General features: G+C 34.6%; 19 protein-coding genes. 4 read left to right on the top strand and 15 right to left on the bottom strand.

Annotation, left to right across the window (positions count from 1 at the left end; all coding sequences use genetic code 11):
- Window positions 1–9 precede the first annotated feature (9 nt).
- Genes BW929_RS15595 through BW929_RS02215 form a run of 4 tightly spaced genes read right to left on the bottom strand, consistent with a single transcriptional unit; the run spans window position 10 to window position 1,875 of the window.
- A complete protein-coding gene (locus BW929_RS15595) occupies window positions 10–495 on the bottom strand; it encodes a BMC domain-containing protein (protein ID WP_076543740.1) in 486 nt (161 codons plus the stop codon).
- Complete coding sequence (locus BW929_RS02205; RefSeq protein ID WP_076543741.1) at window positions 488–787, bottom strand: BMC domain-containing protein; 300 nt, start codon at window positions 785–787, stop codon at window positions 488–490. The genes BW929_RS15595 and BW929_RS02205 overlap by 8 nt, the downstream gene beginning before the upstream one ends.
- A gap of 12 nt (window positions 788–799) precedes the next feature.
- Entirely contained in the window at window positions 800–1,072 is a 273-nt protein-coding gene (locus BW929_RS02210) for a BMC domain-containing protein (protein WP_076543742.1), read from the bottom strand.
- A 20-nt stretch (window positions 1,073–1,092) separates the two neighbouring features.
- Entirely contained in the window at window positions 1,093–1,875 is a 783-nt protein-coding gene (locus BW929_RS02215) for a class II aldolase/adducin family protein (protein ID WP_076543743.1), read from the bottom strand.
- A gap of 214 nt (window positions 1,876–2,089) precedes the next feature.
- Between BW929_RS02215 and BW929_RS02220 the strand changes: the two genes are divergently transcribed.
- From BW929_RS02220 to BW929_RS02230, 3 genes are read left to right on the top strand one after another with little or no spacing between them, the layout of a single operon-like run.
- Window positions 2,090–2,698 (top strand): BMC domain-containing protein, encoded by a 609-nt coding sequence (locus BW929_RS02220; RefSeq protein ID WP_076543744.1) that lies wholly within the window; start codon window positions 2,090–2,092, stop codon window positions 2,696–2,698.
- Complete coding sequence (locus BW929_RS02225; protein WP_076543745.1) at window positions 2,699–3,319, top strand: BMC domain-containing protein; 621 nt, start codon at window positions 2,699–2,701, stop codon at window positions 3,317–3,319.
- Between the two features lie 24 nt (window positions 3,320–3,343).
- A complete protein-coding gene (locus BW929_RS02230) occupies window positions 3,344–4,102 on the top strand; it encodes a DeoR/GlpR family DNA-binding transcription regulator (protein ID WP_076543746.1) in 759 nt (252 codons plus the stop codon).
- Between the two features lie 93 nt (window positions 4,103–4,195).
- On the opposite strand, the gene BW929_RS02235 is transcribed toward BW929_RS02230, so the two are convergent.
- From BW929_RS02235 to BW929_RS02270, 8 genes are all read right to left on the bottom strand, one after another.
- On the bottom strand, window positions 4,196–6,253 hold the full coding sequence (locus tag BW929_RS02235) for a beta-galactosidase (protein WP_076543747.1): 2,058 nt from the start codon (window positions 6,251–6,253) through the stop codon (window positions 4,196–4,198).
- Window positions 6,254–6,310: 57 nt separating this feature from the next.
- Window positions 6,311–7,123 carry a carbohydrate ABC transporter permease gene (locus BW929_RS02240; protein ID WP_076543748.1) on the bottom strand — a complete coding sequence of 271 codons (813 nt, stop codon included), beginning with the start codon at window positions 7,121–7,123 and terminating at the stop codon, window positions 6,311–6,313.
- A complete protein-coding gene (locus BW929_RS02245) occupies window positions 7,120–8,034 on the bottom strand; it encodes a carbohydrate ABC transporter permease (RefSeq protein WP_076543749.1) in 915 nt (304 codons plus the stop codon). Before BW929_RS02245 ends, BW929_RS02240 begins: the two co-directional genes overlap by 4 nt.
- A 55-nt stretch (window positions 8,035–8,089) precedes the next feature.
- Window positions 8,090–9,361, bottom strand: a complete 1,272-nt coding sequence (locus BW929_RS02250) for an ABC transporter substrate-binding protein (protein ID WP_076543750.1) — start codon at window positions 9,359–9,361, stop codon at window positions 8,090–8,092.
- A gap of 223 nt (window positions 9,362–9,584) precedes the next feature.
- Window positions 9,585–10,601 carry a LacI family DNA-binding transcriptional regulator gene (locus tag BW929_RS02255; RefSeq protein ID WP_076543751.1) on the bottom strand — a complete coding sequence of 339 codons (1,017 nt, stop codon included), beginning with the start codon at window positions 10,599–10,601 and terminating at the stop codon, window positions 9,585–9,587.
- A 185-nt stretch (window positions 10,602–10,786) separates the two neighbouring features.
- Window positions 10,787–11,947, bottom strand: a complete 1,161-nt coding sequence (locus tag BW929_RS02260) for a galactokinase (protein ID WP_076543752.1) — start codon at window positions 11,945–11,947, stop codon at window positions 10,787–10,789.
- A gap of 106 nt (window positions 11,948–12,053) precedes the next feature.
- Entirely contained in the window at window positions 12,054–13,028 is a 975-nt protein-coding gene (gene galE, locus BW929_RS02265; protein WP_076543753.1) for a UDP-glucose 4-epimerase GalE, read from the bottom strand.
- A 30-nt stretch (window positions 13,029–13,058) separates the two neighbouring features.
- Complete coding sequence (locus BW929_RS02270; protein ID WP_076543754.1) at window positions 13,059–14,207, bottom strand: ROK family transcriptional regulator; 1,149 nt, start codon at window positions 14,205–14,207, stop codon at window positions 13,059–13,061.
- 183 nt (window positions 14,208–14,390) lie between these two features.
- On the opposite strand from BW929_RS02270, the gene BW929_RS02275 reads away from it, so the two are divergent.
- A complete protein-coding gene (locus BW929_RS02275) occupies window positions 14,391–15,110 on the top strand; it encodes a putative metalloprotease CJM1_0395 family protein (RefSeq protein ID WP_084566055.1) in 720 nt (239 codons plus the stop codon).
- 63 nt (window positions 15,111–15,173) lie between these two features.
- Here BW929_RS02275 and BW929_RS02280 read toward each other — a convergent pair whose 3' ends face one another.
- From BW929_RS02280 to melA, 3 genes are read right to left on the bottom strand one after another with little or no spacing between them, the layout of a single operon-like run.
- Complete coding sequence (locus BW929_RS02280) at window positions 15,174–16,862, bottom strand: glycoside hydrolase family 13 protein (protein ID WP_076543755.1); 1,689 nt, start codon at window positions 16,860–16,862, stop codon at window positions 15,174–15,176.
- A gap of 33 nt (window positions 16,863–16,895) precedes the next feature.
- Entirely contained in the window at window positions 16,896–18,056 is a 1,161-nt protein-coding gene (locus BW929_RS02285) for an MFS transporter (RefSeq protein WP_076543756.1), read from the bottom strand.
- A gap of 21 nt (window positions 18,057–18,077) precedes the next feature.
- Window positions 18,078–19,373: an alpha-glucosidase/alpha-galactosidase gene (gene melA / locus BW929_RS02290; protein WP_076543757.1), complete on the bottom strand. Its 1,296-nt coding sequence runs from the start codon at window positions 19,371–19,373 to the stop codon at window positions 18,078–18,080.
- Window positions 19,374–19,417 lie beyond the last annotated feature (44 nt).

A 19,417-nucleotide genomic window follows, 5' to 3' on the forward strand; every position in this document is an offset into this window, starting at 1 on the left:
TATTTATACTTATTTTGCTTTTGGTAGAATTTTTTCTAATTCATCATGTGGTCTTGGGATTACATGAACAGCTACTAATTCACCTAATCTAGAAACAGCTTCGCCACCAACATCAGTAGCTGCTTTTACTGCTCCTACATCTCCTCTAACCATTACACATACCAGACCGGATCCTATTTTTTCTGTTGCAACTAATTCTATATTTGCCGCTTTGATCATTGCATCTGCTGCCTCTGTAGCCGCAGTTAAACCTCTACATTCTACTAATCCAAGTGCCTGTTTACTCATTTTTTTTACCTCCTGTTTTGGTTCCGAACTTTTTTCTTCACTAACTTTTAGATCAGAATTGATTTCAACTTCTTTTTTATCAGATTTTTTAACACTTTCATTATTTTCAGTTTTTTTAGCTTTTACTAAATATCTATCTTCTTTTTTGACAGCATCTTCATTAACTTTATCATTCTTTACTTTTTCTTTACTATTATTTTCAGACATTGCTGTAATCCACCACACTATTTAAAGAAGAATCCGGTCTGGCAATTACATTTGAGGCAATTACTTCAGTATAATTTGCAGCCTTTTCTACACCCGCCTCTACTGCTGCCTTAACCGCATCTACGCTACCTCTTAACTTAATGAAAACAACTAAACCGGGTGAACCAGGTTTGCCTTTTGTTGATTCAATCGCTGCTAAATCAACATCTGCAGTTTTTAACGCAATATCTGCTGCTAAAATTGCTGGACTAAAACCATAAACTTCTATAAATCCAACTGCTTCTCTTGCCATTTTTTTCACCTCTTATTTTAAATATTTTGTTAAACCAGGATGTGGTCTTGGAATAATTTCAGCACAAAAAACTTCTGCCCTACCACTGACAGAGTTCTTACCTGCATCTACAGCTGCCTTTACAGAACCAACATCACCTTCTACAACAATAGTAACCAGACCACCGCCAAGATCTTTTTTGGTAGAAAGATGCTTGACACCGGCGGCCTTGACCATTGCATCAACAACATGAACAGCTGAAACTAAACCTCTAACCTCGATCAATCCAACTGACTGATTGGCCATTTTGAGACCCCCTTTTTTTATTATTCTAGTTCAGAAATAACTTTCTTGGTAATTTCGCTTACCAGAGTTTCCAGATTATCTTCAGATATATCATTAGTACTGGAATTTAAATTACTATTTTTTTGATTAGGATTAACTTTACAGGTAGCAGGATGTTTACCCTGAACACCTAACTTTTCTCTAATTTGATATAATCTATCTACATTATCATTAGAAATTTCTTTAATTCCACCTAACTGTCTGGCTGTTAGATTAATTTTTGCTGCCAGTTCAATAGTTTCCATTTTAAAATAAGCATTTGTCAAATCTGTACCTACTGTTAAAGCACCGTGATTTTCCAGAAGTACTCCATCATAACAGTCAAGATATTTACGTACGTTTTCTGGTATCTCCATTGTTGAAGGTGTACCATATTCTGCAATTGGCACAGTACCCAGACTTATAATAACCTCCGGCATTATCATGTCATTAAGTGGAATGCCTGCTACTGCAAAGCCAGTTGCTGTTGGCGGATGAGCATGAACCACAGATTTAACATCATCACGCTGTTTATAAACATCAATGTGCATTTTGAGTTCAGAAGATGGTTTTAACTTACCTGAAATTACATTACCTTCCATATCCGTTTTCACAATCATATCGGGTGTCATAAATCCCTTACTTACACCAGTTGGCGTTGCAAGCAGTTCGTTTTCTCCAATTCTGATCGATATATTTCCGTCATTAGCAGCTACAAAACCATTCTGATAGATTCTTCTGCCAATTTCGCATATATCTTTTTTTAATTGAAATTCGTTCTTCATTTTATCACCTCTTTTTTTGTTTTATTTGCTTAATTACAAATATATTATACAGTATATTTTATTTTATTTCAATCTTTTTTTGGTTTTTTATTTATTTATTTTTGTTTTTTGTGTTTTTATTTACTTAAAAAATTGATTATATAAGAAAATTGTGTTAAAATTAAATCAAAATTATTAATATATAATAATGTTAGCTTAATTTGAGGTGAAAATTATGGGAAGAAATTATGGAGTTTTAGAATGTAAGGGACGCTCCGCTACCTATTTTGCTCTTAATAAAATGCTTAAATTCTCAAATGTTGATTTTATAGGTGCAAAAAACAGTCTAGGTGCAGGCCTTTCTTCTGTTATCATAAGTGGTAATACAGCAGAAATAAATAATGCTTTAGAAATCGGAAAAAGAGAAGCAGCAAAAATTAATGATGTTTTAGGAGCAGTATCTATAAACAATCTAAGTAATGAGCTCGAAAAATATATTTTAAAAAAAGATAGTTCAAATAATAAAAGTAATAAAACCAATTATGCTGAAATAAAAAATGCAATAGCCTTAATTGAAGTATTTACTTTTTCAGCAGCTTTAAAAACTGCAGATCAGGTCTTAAAAACTACCGATGTAGAATTACTGGCAATGGAAAAGTCAAAAGGTGGGGCTGGAACTCCGGGTTTAATTGTCTGTCTTAAATTTCAAGGTAGCAATGACGCTCTAGCTGCTGCAGAAAAAGTTGCCCGTAGAACTGCTGCTAAGTATTATAAATCACCAGCCTCTTCTATTCTGAGCAATCCAGCTTTAACAATTAAACAGCTTAGTAAAGAGGGGATATAAATGGAAAATAATTATTTGTTAATCGAATGCAGAAGTTTTAGCCCACTTATTGCTGCTGTTGATGAAGTCTTAAAAAGTACTAACCTCAATTTTATTACATATAAAAGATATGGTTCAGCATATAATACTGCAGTATTTAATGGAAAACACAGTTCTTGTCTTAATGGCAGAGAAATTGCTGTAGAAACTGTTAAAAATATCTGCCAGCAAATACCTTCTCAAAATATAATCAAAGCTGGAGTTTCCAGACTAATTTCAACTAAGGTAATAAATAGCCCTGATAAAAATATTATTGATTTTTTCTTTAGTAAAGATACTAGAATAGGTAAGTTTAAAACAAATAAATTAAAAGAACAAAATTATGACTCTCTTCTTTTTCTAGATTCCAGAGGTTTAATTGCTCTAATCACAGCTGCTGATCAATTGACAGATGATTTCCCTCTAGAAATTATTGACTGTAAAAAAATGGGTTCAGGGAGATTAACATTAATTTTAGCCGGTAAAATTGATGTTTTAAAGTTAGCTTCAGCTGCTGCTAAAGAAATTATTATAAAACAGGGAAAATATATAGGCAGTAGTTTAATAGCAAATGTTGACCAACAGATTGTAATGAGTTTATAATATATATAATAAGGAAGTGATTTTATGCTAGCTGAAGAAAGACGACAGAGAATTTTAGAAAAAATAAATATTGATGGAACAGTCCATGTATCAGATTTAAGTGAAGAATTGGATGTAACTGAAGAAACAATTAGAAGAGATCTTGATGTTTTGGATGAAAGAGAATTATTATCTCGCATCCATGGAGGGGCAGTTGCGATAGAAACAAATAGTAAAGCTGAACTCAGTTTTAATGTTCGGGAAAATAAAATGAAAAATTCTAAAACTGAAATAGCAAAAAAAGCAGTTAACTTGATTGAAGAAGGTGAAACAATTTTTCTGGATGCAAGTACAACTGCCATGTATTTAGCAAGAGAACTGGCAAATCTTAATAATTTAACTGTTATTACAAATTCAATTAAGATAATGATGGAATTAATTGATTATGATAATATTACTGTAATTTCGACCGGAGGAACTCTACGCTCCAATTCTTTTTCTTTTGTAGGGCCACTGGCTAATGAAACAGTTAAAAAATATTTTGCTGATAAGATTTTTGCCTCCTGTAAGGGAATAACTGTTCAGCATGGTGCTACAGATTCAAATGAACTGGAAATTGAGGTTAAAGAAAATATGATTAAACAGACTAATGAAATTATCATTCTGGCTGATCACTGTAAATTAAACCAGACCGGGCTTGCTAAATTTGTTAATTTTGAAGACATTGATACTTTAATAACTGACAGTAATGCTGATATTAAAATCATCGATGAATTTGAATCTGCCGGACTAAAAGTGGTTTAAAAAGAAAAACCCCTTCTGGATAGAGCGGATATTATTCAATCCGTCTACCATAAGGGGATTCTATATCATCAGATAAAGATTGTTTTTTTAATTTTACACTTTTTTTATAATCTCAATCTCATAACTGCCTAATTCTATTTTTTTGTTTAAATTACTTTCTTTTAATAAACTAAATTGTTTTTTATTTAAAAATATCTCCTTTTTCTGATTGCTGAAGTTCATAATAAAAACATATTCATTTTCTCCATCACTTCTTGTTTGTGCGGTTACACCTTCTGGTAATTTTACATTTAAAGGCTGATTTAAATCCAGTTTTTCAATTAGGCTTTGATAAAAATCATCTACAAACTTTTCTTCATTTCTGGAAGCAATGTAATATGCCTTTCCGTTTCCATATTCATTTACTGTTAAAGCAGGCCGACCGGCATAAAAATCATTTTTATATTCAGCCAGAGATTTTGCTTCTTTAAGATGAATGAGATCACAGAAAATTTTTGCTGTATATTCTCCAGTCAGATTTAATTCATTTTCCTGATTAAAAATAATTGTATTACTATCATTATCATAGAGTACATCCAGCTCTTCGGACCAAATTCCAAATAAATCTTTCAATTTTCCAGGAAATCCGCCTTCAAAGCACAGATCAGTTTCATTAACAATCCCTGACCAGTAAGTACTGACAACAGTTCCTCCATTTTTAACAAACTCTTTTAAACGAGCTGCAGTTCCATTTTTAAGCATATATAACATAGGAGCCACAACTATTTTATACTTTGAAAAATCTTTTGTCTGATCTATTACATCTACGGAAATCCCTTTTTTCCAGAAAGCCTGATAATGTTTGACACAGCTTTCTACATAATTTCTTTTTTTCTGTCTTGGTCCTGAAGCTTCATTAATTGCCCAGCGATTTTCAGTATCAAAAATAACTGCAACTTCTGGCTCAACTGTGGTACCTACAATTTTATTCAGTTTTTTCAGATCTGCCCCTAAATTTTTAACATCTTTAAAAACCCTGGTATTTTCATGCCCAACGTGATCAACTACTGCTCCATGAAATTTTTCAAAACCTCCTCTGCCCTTACGCCACTGGAAATACTGTACTGAATCTGAACCATGAGCCACTGCCTGGAGGGAAGAAAGCTTATGCATGCCGGGCCTTTTAAGTTTTGCAACCGGCTGCCAGTTAGTTTTACTGGGGGTACTTTCCATAAGTAAAAATGGTTTTCCATCTTTTAGTGATCTAAAATAATCGTGCATAAAAGCTACATCTGCAGCTCTATAACTATCGCTTTCATGATCACTGTGCCAGCTTGGGTAACTATCCCAGGAAATAACATCAACCTCATCTGCAAATTTTGAATAATCAAGTCCATTATATCTATACATAAAGTTTGTTGTTACCGGAATATCTGGACTCAGCTCCCTTAAAGGTTTAATTTCATTTTTGTAAAAATCCAGGGTCTGCTGAGTTACAAATCTTTTCCAATCTAAAACAAGTCCGTGACTAGACTGCATACCCTGAGGGGCTGGTGATTCTATATTTTCCCAGTCTGTATAATTATGACTCCAGAATGTGGACCACCAGGCCCGATTTAAAGTTTCTAAATCACCATATTTATCTTTAAGCCAGCTTTGAAACTCTGCCTGACAGAGATCACAGTGACATTCTCCCCCATATTCATTAGAGACATGCCACATTATAACTGCCGGATGATCTCCGTATCTTTGAGCCAGTTTTCTATTTAATTTAGCTATTTTTTCTCTGTAAACAGGAGCCGTATAGCAGTGATTATGTCTTTCTCCAAATAAATTTTTACTGCGATCAGAATTCACTCTTAAAACCTCAGGATATTTTGCTGCCAGCCAGTCGGGTCTTGCTCCACTGGGTGTTGCGAGAATTACATTAATATCATTTTCATATAAATTATCAATTACCTGATCCAGCCATTCAAATTGGTATTTTCCCTCCTCTGGCTCCAGAGTAGCCCAGGCAAAAATCCCCAGACTCATCACATTACAGTTTGCTTTTTTCATTAATTCAATATCTTTTTTTAAAATATCAGGTCGATGTAACCACTGATCAGGATTATAATCTGCACCATGAAGCATTGAATCTATTTGTCCGTTAAATAAATCATATTTTTGCATATTTAACTCCCTTTCTTTTTCTATATTTATTCCAAAATTATTATTTTAAATAACTAATTATTTAGCTGATCCGGTAACTCCCTCGGCGAAATTCTTTTGTAAGGCTAGAAAAATAATTAAAGTTGGCAGAATACTAATTCCTACAGCAAGCATTAAAACCCCATAATCTATTGTATAACCTGCTGTTAAATTTGAAATTAAGAGCGGCATAGTTCTGGCGCTTTCTTTTTGCATAATAATTAAAGGCCAGAGATAATTATTCCAGGCATTCATAAAAGTAATAACTGCTGCCGCTGCATATGTAGAACGCATTATGGGAATAAACATTCTAAAGAAAATTCCAACTTCAGTTAAACCATCCAATCTCGAAGCTTCAATTACTTCATGAGGAAAATTACGACTGCTCTGTCTGAATAAAAAGATCAAAAAAGCCGTTGAAACTGTTGGCAGAGCAAATCCGGCAGTTGTATTTAATAAACCTAAATTACCAAATAGCATATATAATGGTACCATAATTACTGCAAAAGGAACCATCATTGAAAGTAATAAGATATTCATTAAAAAATCTTTACCTCGATCATGATAAATTTCAAAACCATAACCAGCAAGTGAAGAAACTAATAAACTTGCTAGAGTAGTTACAGCTGCATATTTAAAAGAATTCCACATCGCTCTGTAAAGATTAGTATTAGCTGTTAGTGTTTTAAAATTTTCAACTAAATTAGTCCCTGGAAATAATGTTCCTGCAAGTACATCAACACTTTTATTGGTTGCAGCAATAAACATCCACAATAGAGGAAATAAAGACAAAAATGAAATTGAAATTAAAAATAAATACTTGGATGCTCTAAATATTTTTTCTTTTCTCATCTTTCATCACCAACCTTAAGCTGCATAAATGATAAAACAGCTACTATTATAAAAACAACAAAAGCAATTGCTGCTGCATAACCAAACCGTGGTACATATTCAAAAGATAATCGATAAATATACTGTGACACAGATAGAGTAGCATTAGCCGGTCCCCCACTGGTAAGGTTCTGAGTTTCATCGAAAATCTGCAGAGTTCCATTTGTAGACATAATGGTTGTCAGCAGAATAATTGGTTTTAAAATTGGAATAGTTATTTTAGTCAGACGATCAAAAGCACTTGCACCATCAATTTTTGCTGCCTCATAAATTGCCGGATCAATATTCTGCAACCCTGCCAGATAAAAAATCATATTATATCCTGTCCAGCGCCAGGTCAGTCCAATTACAATTAGCAGTCTTGCTGTCCAGGGACCACCAAGCCAGTTAATTGGTTCAGCAAGGATATTTAAATTCATTAAAATTGTATTTATAAAACCATCTAGAGCAAACATTGAGCGAAAAATAATTGCATAAGAAACAAGAGAAGTTGCACAGGGTACAAAGATAGCTGTTCTAAAAAAACTTCTAAATTTTAAAGTCCTATCATTTAGTATTCCAGCTAAAATCAGTGCCAGACTAAGCATAATTGGAACCTGTAAAATTAAATAAATAAAAACATTAAACATTGATTGTTTAAAAAGACCATCCTGGAGCAGCCGCTTATAATTAAACAGTCCGGCAAATCTCAGATTATTGCCGACTCCTCCCTGAAGTGAAAGAATAAAAGCTCTAATTATAGGATAAAAATAAAATGAAAAAATCAGAAGAGCTCCAGGAATAACAAAAAACCAGCCAATCAGTTTGTGTTTTGTATTAATTGAAAAACCGTTTTTATAACTTTTAATTTTTTCGATAGTTGTATGTATCATTCTAACCTCCTTTAAAAAAGTTGAGGGGGATAGTCCCCCCAAACTGACTTTTATTTTACCACATCTGGAATTCTACAGTTGATTGTGCCTCATTTAAAGCATCCATTATATTCTGACCCTGCATTATCTGTGTAATTGCTGTACTAACAGCATCCCTTGCTTCATAATTATAGATACCGTATTTTACTCTTGGAACTCTAGAAGCAAAATCAGTTATATCTGAATAAATTTTCTGACCACCAAAATAAGGATGAGGTTCATTATAAACTTCACTATCACCTGCTGGTAAGTAAGTTGCCAGTGCTCCTGATGAAGGAAGTATTGTTTCGTATAATTCTTTACTACCGGCAAATGTTTGATTTAAGAAATCAGCTGCCAACTCTGGATTTTTAGAACTTGCCATTACCATCCAACTTGATCCACCCTGACTGCTGTAATTTGTTGCTCCCTCAATACTACCAAATCGAGGAATATTAGTTATTCTCCAATCTCCAGCCTGCTCCTCTACCGGCACAATTGATCCGATAATCCAGGCCCCATTCATGGTCCCAGCTACAGTTCCACTCTGAAATGAACTAATATACTGATCCCAGTCATTTACTTCAACTAAAATCTTCTTTTTTAATAATTCCTGATAAACTCTAATCACTTCTTTTAGTGCTTCATTTTCAGTTATATATGGTTCTCCATTGCTATCAAATAACCAGTTACCTGTACTCTGCAGCATAACCATTAACAGATCAGATTCCCCAGCAATAGCAGAAAGTAATGGTTTCCCAGTTTTTTCTCTAACTTTTGAACCTTTTTCAATAAACTCTTTCCAGGTAATATCTGTAAAATCATCAATTGTATAACCTGCTTCTTCTAAAACATCAACTCTCATTGCATTAATTGCTGCTCCGTTATCAAAAGGAACACCATAATTTCTACCATCTACAGTAGTCAGTTCTACTTTGAAGTCTGCAAATTTATCAAAATTTATACCACTATCTGATAGGTCATAAAAGGCATCCGGAAAACTACTAACATTTTTAATTAGGGCATTGTCCTGCATTAAAACAATATCAGGTAGATCTTTTGTTTGATTTGCACTCAGAGAGGTACTCAATCTTGTCTGGATATCTTCCCAGGCAACTTCCTGTACATCTACTGTCACATTTGGATTAATATCTTTATAAATATCTGCTGCTTTTTCCATAGCATAAATATTAAAATTAGGATCCCAGCACCAGACTGTAATTGTAGCATTTTCCTGAGCAAAGCTCAAAGTTGAAAACCCAGCCAGCATCATCAACATTAAAAATAATACAGTTAATTTTTTCTTCATTTTCATCCTCCTAAAAATTTTAGTTAAGTTACAGACCTAACCAGCAAGTGTTTTAAATCGATTTAAACTTTTGCTAAATCATCCCCCCTTAAGTATGTATTTACTTAAACTAAACTATTTTATCTTTAAATCGATTTAAAGTAAGAATATTAGCTTTATTTAAATCGATTTAAATTCTGTTTAAAGAAAATTTATTTAAAATTCCCTAAAATCAAGTTCTATATTAAATATTAAGCCCAACTTTTTGAGTAGTTTCTCTTTCAATTAAAGAAACATCAAATTTAATATGCCTGGCTGCAGACTCATTTTTATTTTTAATTTTACTCAGCAATAATTTTATAGCTTTTCTAGCCATCTTTTTATTAGGTATATCAACAGTTGTTAAAGCAGGATTATAAAAGTGTGAGAGACGAATATTATCAATTCCACAAATGGATATTTTCTCCGGCACACTAATTCCGGAACTAACAAGAGACTGGACTAAACCAATAGCAACTTCGTCATTATGAGATAAAATTGCTGTTGGCCTCTTCGTTTCTAACTGGTCGGCAATTTTTTTGCCTAATTTATAACCATCTTCAAATGAAAGTATATTTTTAAATAAATATTGATTATCATAATTTAAGTTATATTTCTTTAAAACTTTTAAATAACCGGTCATTCTAAATTCATTCTCCTTACCAGCAAAAGCAATTTTTCTATGCCCCAGATTATAAAGATGTTCTGCTGCAATAAAAGCTGCTCTTTCCAGATCAGAATTAACAGAATCAATTCTATCTCCAGCATCTAAAAGTCGGTCAATAAAAACAACTGGAATAAAATTATCAGCCAATTCTTTGATCAAATCTATATTTAAATCGGAAGTACTGACAGAAGAGGCAAAAATAGCACCATCTACCTGCATACCTCGAAAAAGGGTAATATAATCCAGTTCATCTTCTTTACTTTCCACTCCACAGTAGATAATATTATAACCATTCTTTTTAGCGACAGTTTTTATTTCTTTTGCAATTTCTGAGAAAAAAGGGTTATCTATTTCTGGAATAACAAGTCCAATAATTTTCGTTTCTTTAGTCTTTAAAGCCTTTGCTCTTGCATCAGGAATATAGTTCATTTCTTTTGCCACTTTTTTTACTCTAGCTTTTGTCTTGTCATTTACCAGCTCATTATCATTTAAAGCTAAAGAAGCGGTAGCGGGAGAAACATTTGCTTTTTTTGCAACATCTTTTAATCTAATCATATGATTACCTCTTTTAAATCGATTTAAGTTTGATTTATAAAAATAGTAACATAATTTATTTAATTAATCAAGTGTTTTTAATTTTATTTTAAGTTAAATTTTTCTGATATTTGTTTTTCCTTAAACTTTTAATGAGATTGAGAAAAGGTAGTCTAAATTTCTCAATCTCATTTTTAATATAACATTTATAATTTACGAGCCCCATCACCGGGATTACTAACATAAACTTCAGCATCAATCCCTGTTTCTAATTTATATTTTTCTTTAATATTTTCTACAAAGTCAACTACTTTTGATTTTTTGACCAGATTAACTGTACAGCCTCCAAAACCAGCACCTGTCATTCTGGCTCCCTCTACTTCCTCTTCGGCTGCCAGCTTTACTAGAATATCTAATTCCTTACAGCTTACTTCATAGTCTTTACTTAAGCTCTCATGAGAGGCATACATTAAATCACCAAATTTCTGCATATCATCAGCTTCTAGAGCTTTTTTACTGGCCAGCACCCGAGCATTTTCGCTTACCACATGATGAGCTCTCTTATAAACATTTTCAGCCAGCTGATCTTTATATTTGATTACAGTCTCTAAATCAACATCTCTCAAAGCTTTTATAGTTTTATCCTCTTTCTCTGACAAAAATTCTACCGCCTGGTTACATTCATTGCGTCGCTGGTTGTATTCAGAATCAACAAGTCCTCTTTCCACTTTAGAATTACAGATTACTATCTGATAATTTTCATTTTTAAAGGGTACCAGTTTATAATCATTGCTGCGGCAGTCAATTAAAAGCGCATGATCTTTTTTGCCCAGCCGAGAAATATACTGATCCATGATGCCACACTGAACACCAACAAAATTATTTTCTGCCCGCTGGGCAAGTAAAGCCATCTCAACTCCATCAATCTTAATTTTGTGCAGATCAGTTACGGCCAGTGCTGTAACTACCTCAAGCGCTGCAGAAGAACTTAAGCCTGAACCCTGAGGAACATTCCCAGTAAACATTAAATTAAACCCCTGCAGTGTCTCTCCCAATTTCTGAATCTCATCTATAACTCCCAACAGATAGTTGGCCCAGACATTTTTCTGATCGTATTCTAAATTATCCAGATCATACTCGACAAGCTGATCATAGTCCAGAGAATAAAATTTAACTTTTTTATCAGGACGCAACTGGGCCAGCATAGTAATTTCTTTTTCGATTGCCATAGGCATTACAAAGCCATCATTATAATCTGTATGCTCTCCAATCAAATTAACCCGTCCCGGTGCTTTATAGGCGCCACTTTCTAAATCAAAATCTCTAAAAGTCTTTCCAAACTTATCCCACAACTCTTGTTTATTCATTTTTCCACCTCTTTTAAATTTTAATTAAAGTTAAAATATATCTCAACTATTTACTCTAGACCTACAGATTAGGAATCCGCTGGTCTTTTTAGCTTACTAATTATTCTTAAAAACCACCTGATTTATGCCACTGCCAGGCTGTCGAAATTATCTTTTCTAACTCTGGATATTCTGGCTGCCAGTTTAATTCCTGCTGAATTTTATCAGAACTTGCAATTAGAACTGCCGGATCTCCAGCTCTCCTTTTGGCAACTTCGACTTCAAAATCACGGTCGGTCACTTCCTTAACTGTATCAATAACTTCCTTAACTGAATAACCTTCTCCATTACCCAGGTTATAGATTGAACTTTCCTTTCCTGCACCCAGCGCTTCTACAGCAAGCACATGAGCTGCTGCTAGATCATTTACATGAATATAATCTCTAATACAGCTGCCATCCCGAGTTGGATAATCATCACCAAAAATATATATCTTATCTCTAATTCCTAGGGCAGTCTGCAACACAATTGGAATTAAATGTGTTTCAGGATCATGAGCCTCACCAATTTCTCCCTCTGGATCTGCCCCTGCTGCATTAAAATAGCGGAGAGAAACAAAATTAATGCCATGAATATCATCATAGCGTTTCAATGCCTTTTCAAAAAATAATTTACTTTCTCCATAGGTATTGGTTGGCACTGTCTGATTTTTTTCTTTAATTGGAATCTGATCAGGTTCACCATAAACAGCAGCTGTCGAAGAAAATACAATGTTTTTTACATCATTTTTGACCATCGCTTCTAATAAATTAATACCGTTAGCAAAATTATTTCGATAATATTTAGCTGGATTTTCCATTGACTCTCCAACCAGGCTGTCTGCTGCCAGGTGAATGACTCCTTCTATTTTATTCTCCGCCATCACATTTTCTATGTGTTTTTGATCTGAGAGATCACCTTCTACAAATTTTCCTCCTATTACTGCCTCCCGATGGCCTTTCTGTAAATTATCAAAAGTAACTACCTGATGACCTTCTTTTAAAAGTGCTTTTAATACATGACTGCCAATATAACCTGCTCCACCAGTTACTAAAATGTTCATTTTTTGTCCTCCTTAAATTTGAGTATAAACTTAGATGTTTAATTCAAAAAAATTATTTAAAACCTTTTCTGCTGCGCCCGCAGCACCGGCAAAATTCTGATAATGGGCTGTAGTAATCTTTAAATCTTTAACAGCCTGATTTAAAGACTCTTCTGCCACAATATGATAGAGAGGCTCAATTAATAAGTCTTTGTACTCAGCAAAAAGACCTCCAATTATAACTGCCTCCGGATTTAAAATGTTAACCAGATCTGAGATTGCCCTGCCAAAATATTTTAAGGCATCATTTACAACCAGTAGGGCCTCACTCTCTTCTCTTTGATAATTTTGCATTACTGTATTAAAATTAACTTTTTTGCTCAGTTCTTTTAGTTTTTGATAGCGGGAAATAATACTTTCTTTTGAGGAAAGCGCCTCCAGACAGCCACTTTTACCACAGTGACAAACAGGTCCCTTATCAGTCAGTTTCATATGACCAAATTCTCCGGCTGCATAATTATTTCCATAATACAGCTCACCTTTAAATACAAGCGCTGCCCCAATACCAGAACCAGTATTAATAAAGATGAAGTCATCTCTCCCCTGCCAAATTTCGCCTGCCGCCATCATCCTGACATCATTATCAATAAATATCGGATAATCATATTTTTTAGCTAAAATACTTTTAATATCAACCTCTCCCCACTCAAAATGCGGAGTGAAAATTGATCTACCAGCTTCAGGATCAACCAGTCCATGGATCCCGAGTCCAATCCCAATAATTTTGCTGTTATGCTGGAATTTTTTTTGATATTTTTTGATTAGAGAAAAAGTCTGTTTTTTATATTCTTCTAAAGTATATTTCGGTGGTAAAATCTGATCTTCAGCAATTATTTCTGCTTCAATATTAATTAAAACAGCTTTGACTGCTTCAATTCCCCATTCAATTCCAATTACATAAGCCCCTTCTGGATTTAATTTAAGCAGCATCGGTCTTCTGCCACCTCTTGATTTTCCCATTTTTGATTCTTCTACCAGATCAAGTTTAACCAGTTCTCTGACTATATTAGTTACAGTGGCCCTTGAAACATCAAGTTTTTCTGCTATTTGAGCTCTAGAAATACCGTCTTCATTTTTGATTAAAGTAAGTATATTTTTCTGATTCTGTTTTTTCATATTTTTAAAACTGCCTTTTTCCATTTATTCTCACATCCGTTTCTTTGTTAATTTATTAAATTAACTAAGTTGATTATAGCATTATTTTTTAAGTCTGTAAAGTAATTTTTGAGGTGATTTTATTATTTTAGTTAAATTGGCTGATTTATTTGCTTGAAAATTATTACTATAGTATAATAAGGAAAAGAGATAAATGAGGTGAGTCAAATGTTAGCAATGTCATCATTAAGCAGTCAGCCGGTTCCTGGATGGGCTATTAAATCAAATATTAATAACAGCAACTCTCAGTCAAAGAGTATTGATTTAGGTATTAATACTTCTGAAGATGAAGGTATTCAGAATAATAGTCTTGAGAATGCTGTAGATAATTCTTCCAGCTCTGCCGAAGGACAGAATCAAAATTATGAAAACAAAAATGAAAATAGTCCTGAAAATGAATTTAGCGATGCTGAAGAGCGGGAAATTGAAAAGTTAAAACGCAGAGATCGAGAAGTTCGGGCTCATGAGATGGCTCATCAATCTGCTGGTGGACAGTATGCAGGCTCAGCCTCTTATTCGTATACTACAGGACCTGATAATAAACGCTATGCTGTTGGTGGTTCAGTTGATATTGAAACTTCCCCTGCAAAAACTCCTGAGGAAACAGTAAAAAAAGCTGATCAGATTAAAAGAGCAGCTACAGCTCCTGCCCAGCCTTCTGGAGCAGATCTGCAAATTGCAGCCAGAGCTACTCAAATGAAAATGGAAGCACAGGCAGAATTAAACAAAAAAGAAACCAATAGCAAAGATAAAAAAACTAGTAATTCCAGTGAAATCAATAAAAATAAGAAAAATAAATTTAAAAATAAATATTTAATCAATAAAAGAGAAAATTCTTATCATAATTCTACTCGCAAAATATCAGCTAATCAGGGTTTTGCTGCTTAAGCTAAAATCAATATGAATTTTAAAGACTGCTAAAAAATAAAATTTTAGCAGTCTTTTTATTGTCTATGCAACTTTCAATAAAATTGTTTCAAAGGGTCTTAACTGATAATCTAATTTCTTGTTTTTTAAATCCCTGTAATCATGGTCCGGATAATTACTTAAAATAACTTCTTCAACCAGATAATCTAAATTGAGATCGACTTTTTTGTTTTTAAAATTAGCAATTAAAACCAGTTTCTCTCCTGCTTTTTCTCTGAGGTAGGCTATTAGATTTGGATCTGATTCCAGAATAGGCCTGTATTTCCCATCAACAATTATCTCCTGATAGGGGCTATTTTTTCTGAGCTTGATCAGTTTTTTGTAAAAATAAAAAATAGAATTATCATCTTTTAGATTTTCTTCCACATTGATTTTCTGATAATTGGGATTAACTTTTAACCAGGGCTCTGCTTTAGAAAAACCAGCATTTTGGGCAGCAGACCACTGCATTGGTGTCCGACTGTTATCTCTACTCCTTCTCCAGACAACCTCCATCACTTCTTCTTTACTGTAACCTGCTTTTAATGCTTCCTGATATAAGCCGTGAGTTGCCAGATCCTGATAATCATCTATATTTTCAAATTTAACATTAGTCATCCCTATTTCCTGGCCCTGATAAATAAAGGGGATTCCCCGCTGCAGCATAAAAACAGCTGCCAGCATCTTGATTGAATAATTATTAATTTCAGATTCAGACAGATATTTGTTTAAAGAACGGGGCTGATCGTGATTTTCCCAAAAAATTGCTGGTCTTCTATTAGCCGAATAAGTTTTTTGAATCTCGTTTAACCTCTCTTTTAACTCAACTAAATCCCAATCTCTTTGCTTAAACCACTCACTTCCTTCACTTAAGTCTAAATCAACATGGCGGAAATCAAAGACCAGATCAAAGGGGCCATCATCTCCAGTAAATTCCTGCATCCTTTTATTATCTTCTGCATATAATTCTGCTACAGTCAAAATCTGGTAGTTGAAAAAAGTCTCTGCCTTTAATTCATTTAATAAGTCCAAAATTCCAGGCTGGTTGGCAGAAGCTTCAAAAATACTGCTCAGGCCGTCAGGTCCATTTACCTTTTGGTCCTTAAACTCATTCTTTTTAATATAGCTTATTGCATCTACTCTAAAACCGGCCAGTCCTTTATCCAGCCACCAGTTCACCAGCTGATACAATTTTTGCCGCAATTTTTTATTTTCCCAGTTTAAATCAGGCTGTTCTTCAGCAAAGGTATGTAAGTAATACTGCTCAGTCTGCTCATCATAGGTCCAGGCCGAGCCGCCGAAAATTGAGCGCCAGTTTGTCGGTGGGCTCCCATCTGCCTTCGGATCCCTCCAGATATAATAATCTCTTTTTGGATTAGCTTTAGATTTGCGAGATTCCTTAAACCACTGATGCTGGTCGGAACTGTGATTGATTACTAAATCCATCATAATTCCAATTCCTCTTCTGTCAGCTTCAGCAATCAGCTCTTCCATCTCTTCCATTGAGCCAAACTGCTCGGCAATTGCATAATAATCGTCTATATCATAGCCGTTATCTTTCATCGGAGAAGAAAAAACTGGACTGAGCCAGATTAGATCTATTCCCAGCTGATTTAAGTAATCAAGTTTTTCTATTATACCAGCCAGGTCCCCAATACCATCGTTGTTGCTGTCATTGAAACTTTTAGGATAAATCTGATAAATTACTGAATCATGCCACCATTTCTCTGTCATTAAAACCATCCTTATTCCTTAGTATAATGAAGTTTAAAGTATCTTATTTTGATTTAACTTTTTTAAATAATAGCTTAAGATTAAAGCTGCAGCCAGAATAATAACTAAAAAGACAAAACCTGCCTCAATTGCTATAAAGTCATTAATAAATCCAACCACCCAGTTAGAAAGAACTGTTAAGCCGATCATACCGGCAGTCTGAGCAAAACCAACCACTTTAATTCCACTGCTGTCAAAACTATCTAAAATTGCAGCCTGGAGGGTCGGAACCTGCCCTGCTAAAAAGAGACCAGAAATCGGAATCAAGATTGTAAAGTTATAGCCGCCAATTAAAGCAAGCGAAATCAGGGAGGCTGCCGCCCCACCTGTAATAATTAAAAAATTATAATAGCCAATCTTTTCAACTATAATACTGGCCAGGAATCTTCCCGCTGTAAAGCAGATAAAAAAGAGAGATAAATAAAAGCTAACTGTCAGATCAGATCTGGACTGAGCATCTCTCAAAAAAGGTGCCAGCCAGGTCACAATTGAAAACTCCACCCCGACCTGAAAAAATATAATTAGTGAAAACAAAATTACTTTTTTATCCTTGAGCAGTTCTGAGGTGCTTTTCATTACCTTTTTTCCACTTGATTCAATCTCAGGCAGTGAAGCTGAGTTGAATTCAAAAAAGATAATCACCAGTAAAATAATTGAAAACAAAAATGAATAATTCCAGCTGAAACCAAGTTTTAAAATTGAAGTCACAAAATAAGGGGCAATAATCCCTCCGGCCCCATAAAAAAGATGAAGCAGGTTAATCATCTTACCCCGTTTTTCACTGTAAGAGATTGAAGTGAGATTTACAGCTACAATATTTAAGAGAGTTATACCTGTACCCAGAAAAAAGAAGGCAGTCAGCAGTGTATAATAATTAAAGGAAGCATAAACTCCCGCCAGAGCCAGGGTATTATAGACAACTCCATAAAAGAGAAGTTTTATCAGGCCGAATTTTTCGATTAATTTTCCGCTGCTGAAAAAGATAAGCATTGAGCCAATTGAAATAAAGGAAAGCAGAAAACCAAGTCGGCTGTAGTTGAGGCCAAAATCATCCATAATATATGGACCGACCTGCCCCCTTATATTATTCACAACTCCGTTCATAAACATGATAGTAAATGCAAGTATAATTATCCTCTTTTTATTTTTTGGCATTATGTAAATCCCACCTTATTTTTATTTATATTCAGACAGCCAGTCTCCATGGGCCTCAATTAAATCATCACATAAATTAACTATTTCGTCAATAGTTAATTCAGAAGCAGTATGGGGATCAAGCATTGCCGCCTGGTAAATATATTTTTTCTTTTTCTCTAAGGCGGCTTTGATAGTCATTAAATGGACATTAATATTTGTCCGGTTGAGTGCAGCCAGCTGCTCTGGCAATTCTCCCACATGACAGGGAGAAATTCCACTGCGGTCAACCAGACAGGGTACTTCAACCACTGCTTTTTGGGGTAAATTATCAATCAGCCCCGTATTTAAAACATTGCCCCCAATCTTATATGGCCTGCCAGTTTCCATAGCTTCCATGATATAAGAGGCATATTCGTGTGTCCGCTCATGTTCTAATTCCTCATTTTTAACCAGCTCATCCCGCATCTCTTCCCACTCAGCAATCTGTTTTTCACAGCGGCGCGGGTATTCGTCCAGCGGAATATTATATTTTTCAATTAACTCCGGATATTCAGATTTAATAAAATAGGGATGATATTCTGCATTATGCTCACTTGATTCAGTTATATAATAGCCAAAACGCTTCATCAGCTCATAGCGGACCAGATCATCGTGTGGTGTTTCTCTCGCAAAGGCCTTCTTTTTTATTTCGGGATATAAGTCTTTGCCGTTGCGGCTGATCTCTAAAAGCCAGGCCATATGATTAATCCCTGCAATTTTATACTGCAGATTTTCGGTGCTCATCCCAAGCGGCTCCAGCAGCTGCTCGTGACAGATCTGGACACTGTGACAGAGACCGACAGTTTTGACATCTGTTGCTCTGAGCATCGCTCCAGTCAGAATGGACATTGGATTGGTGTAATTTAAAAACCAGGCATCAGGAGCCACTTCTTCTATATCCTTGGCAAAATCAAGCATCACCGGAATAGTTCTTAAAGCTCTAAATATCCCGCCAATACCCAGTGTATCACCAATTGTCTGCCGCAGTCCATATTTTTTAGGTATTTCAAAGTCAATTACCGTTGAAGGCTCATATCCCCCCACCTGAATTGCATTGATCACATAATCTGCATCTTTAAGTGCGGCTCTGCGGTCTGTATAGGCCTTAATCCCAGCGTAACTGCCGTGGTTGCTGTTGATATTTTTAAGCATCATCTCCGAATCCTTTAAACGCTGCTCATCAATATCATAAAGAGCGAATTCTGACTCCCTTAAAGCCGGAGTTAAAATACAGTCTCCCAGAACATTTTTAGCAAATACAGTACTGCCTGCACCCATAAAAGTTATTTTAGCCATTAAAATCTCTCCTCTTTTTAGTATAATTTTTGAGTCTAAGCCTT

This window comes from Halanaerobium kushneri (assembly GCF_900156285.1).
GTDB lineage: Bacteria > Bacillota > Halanaerobiia > Halanaerobiales > Halanaerobiaceae > Halanaerobium > Halanaerobium kushneri.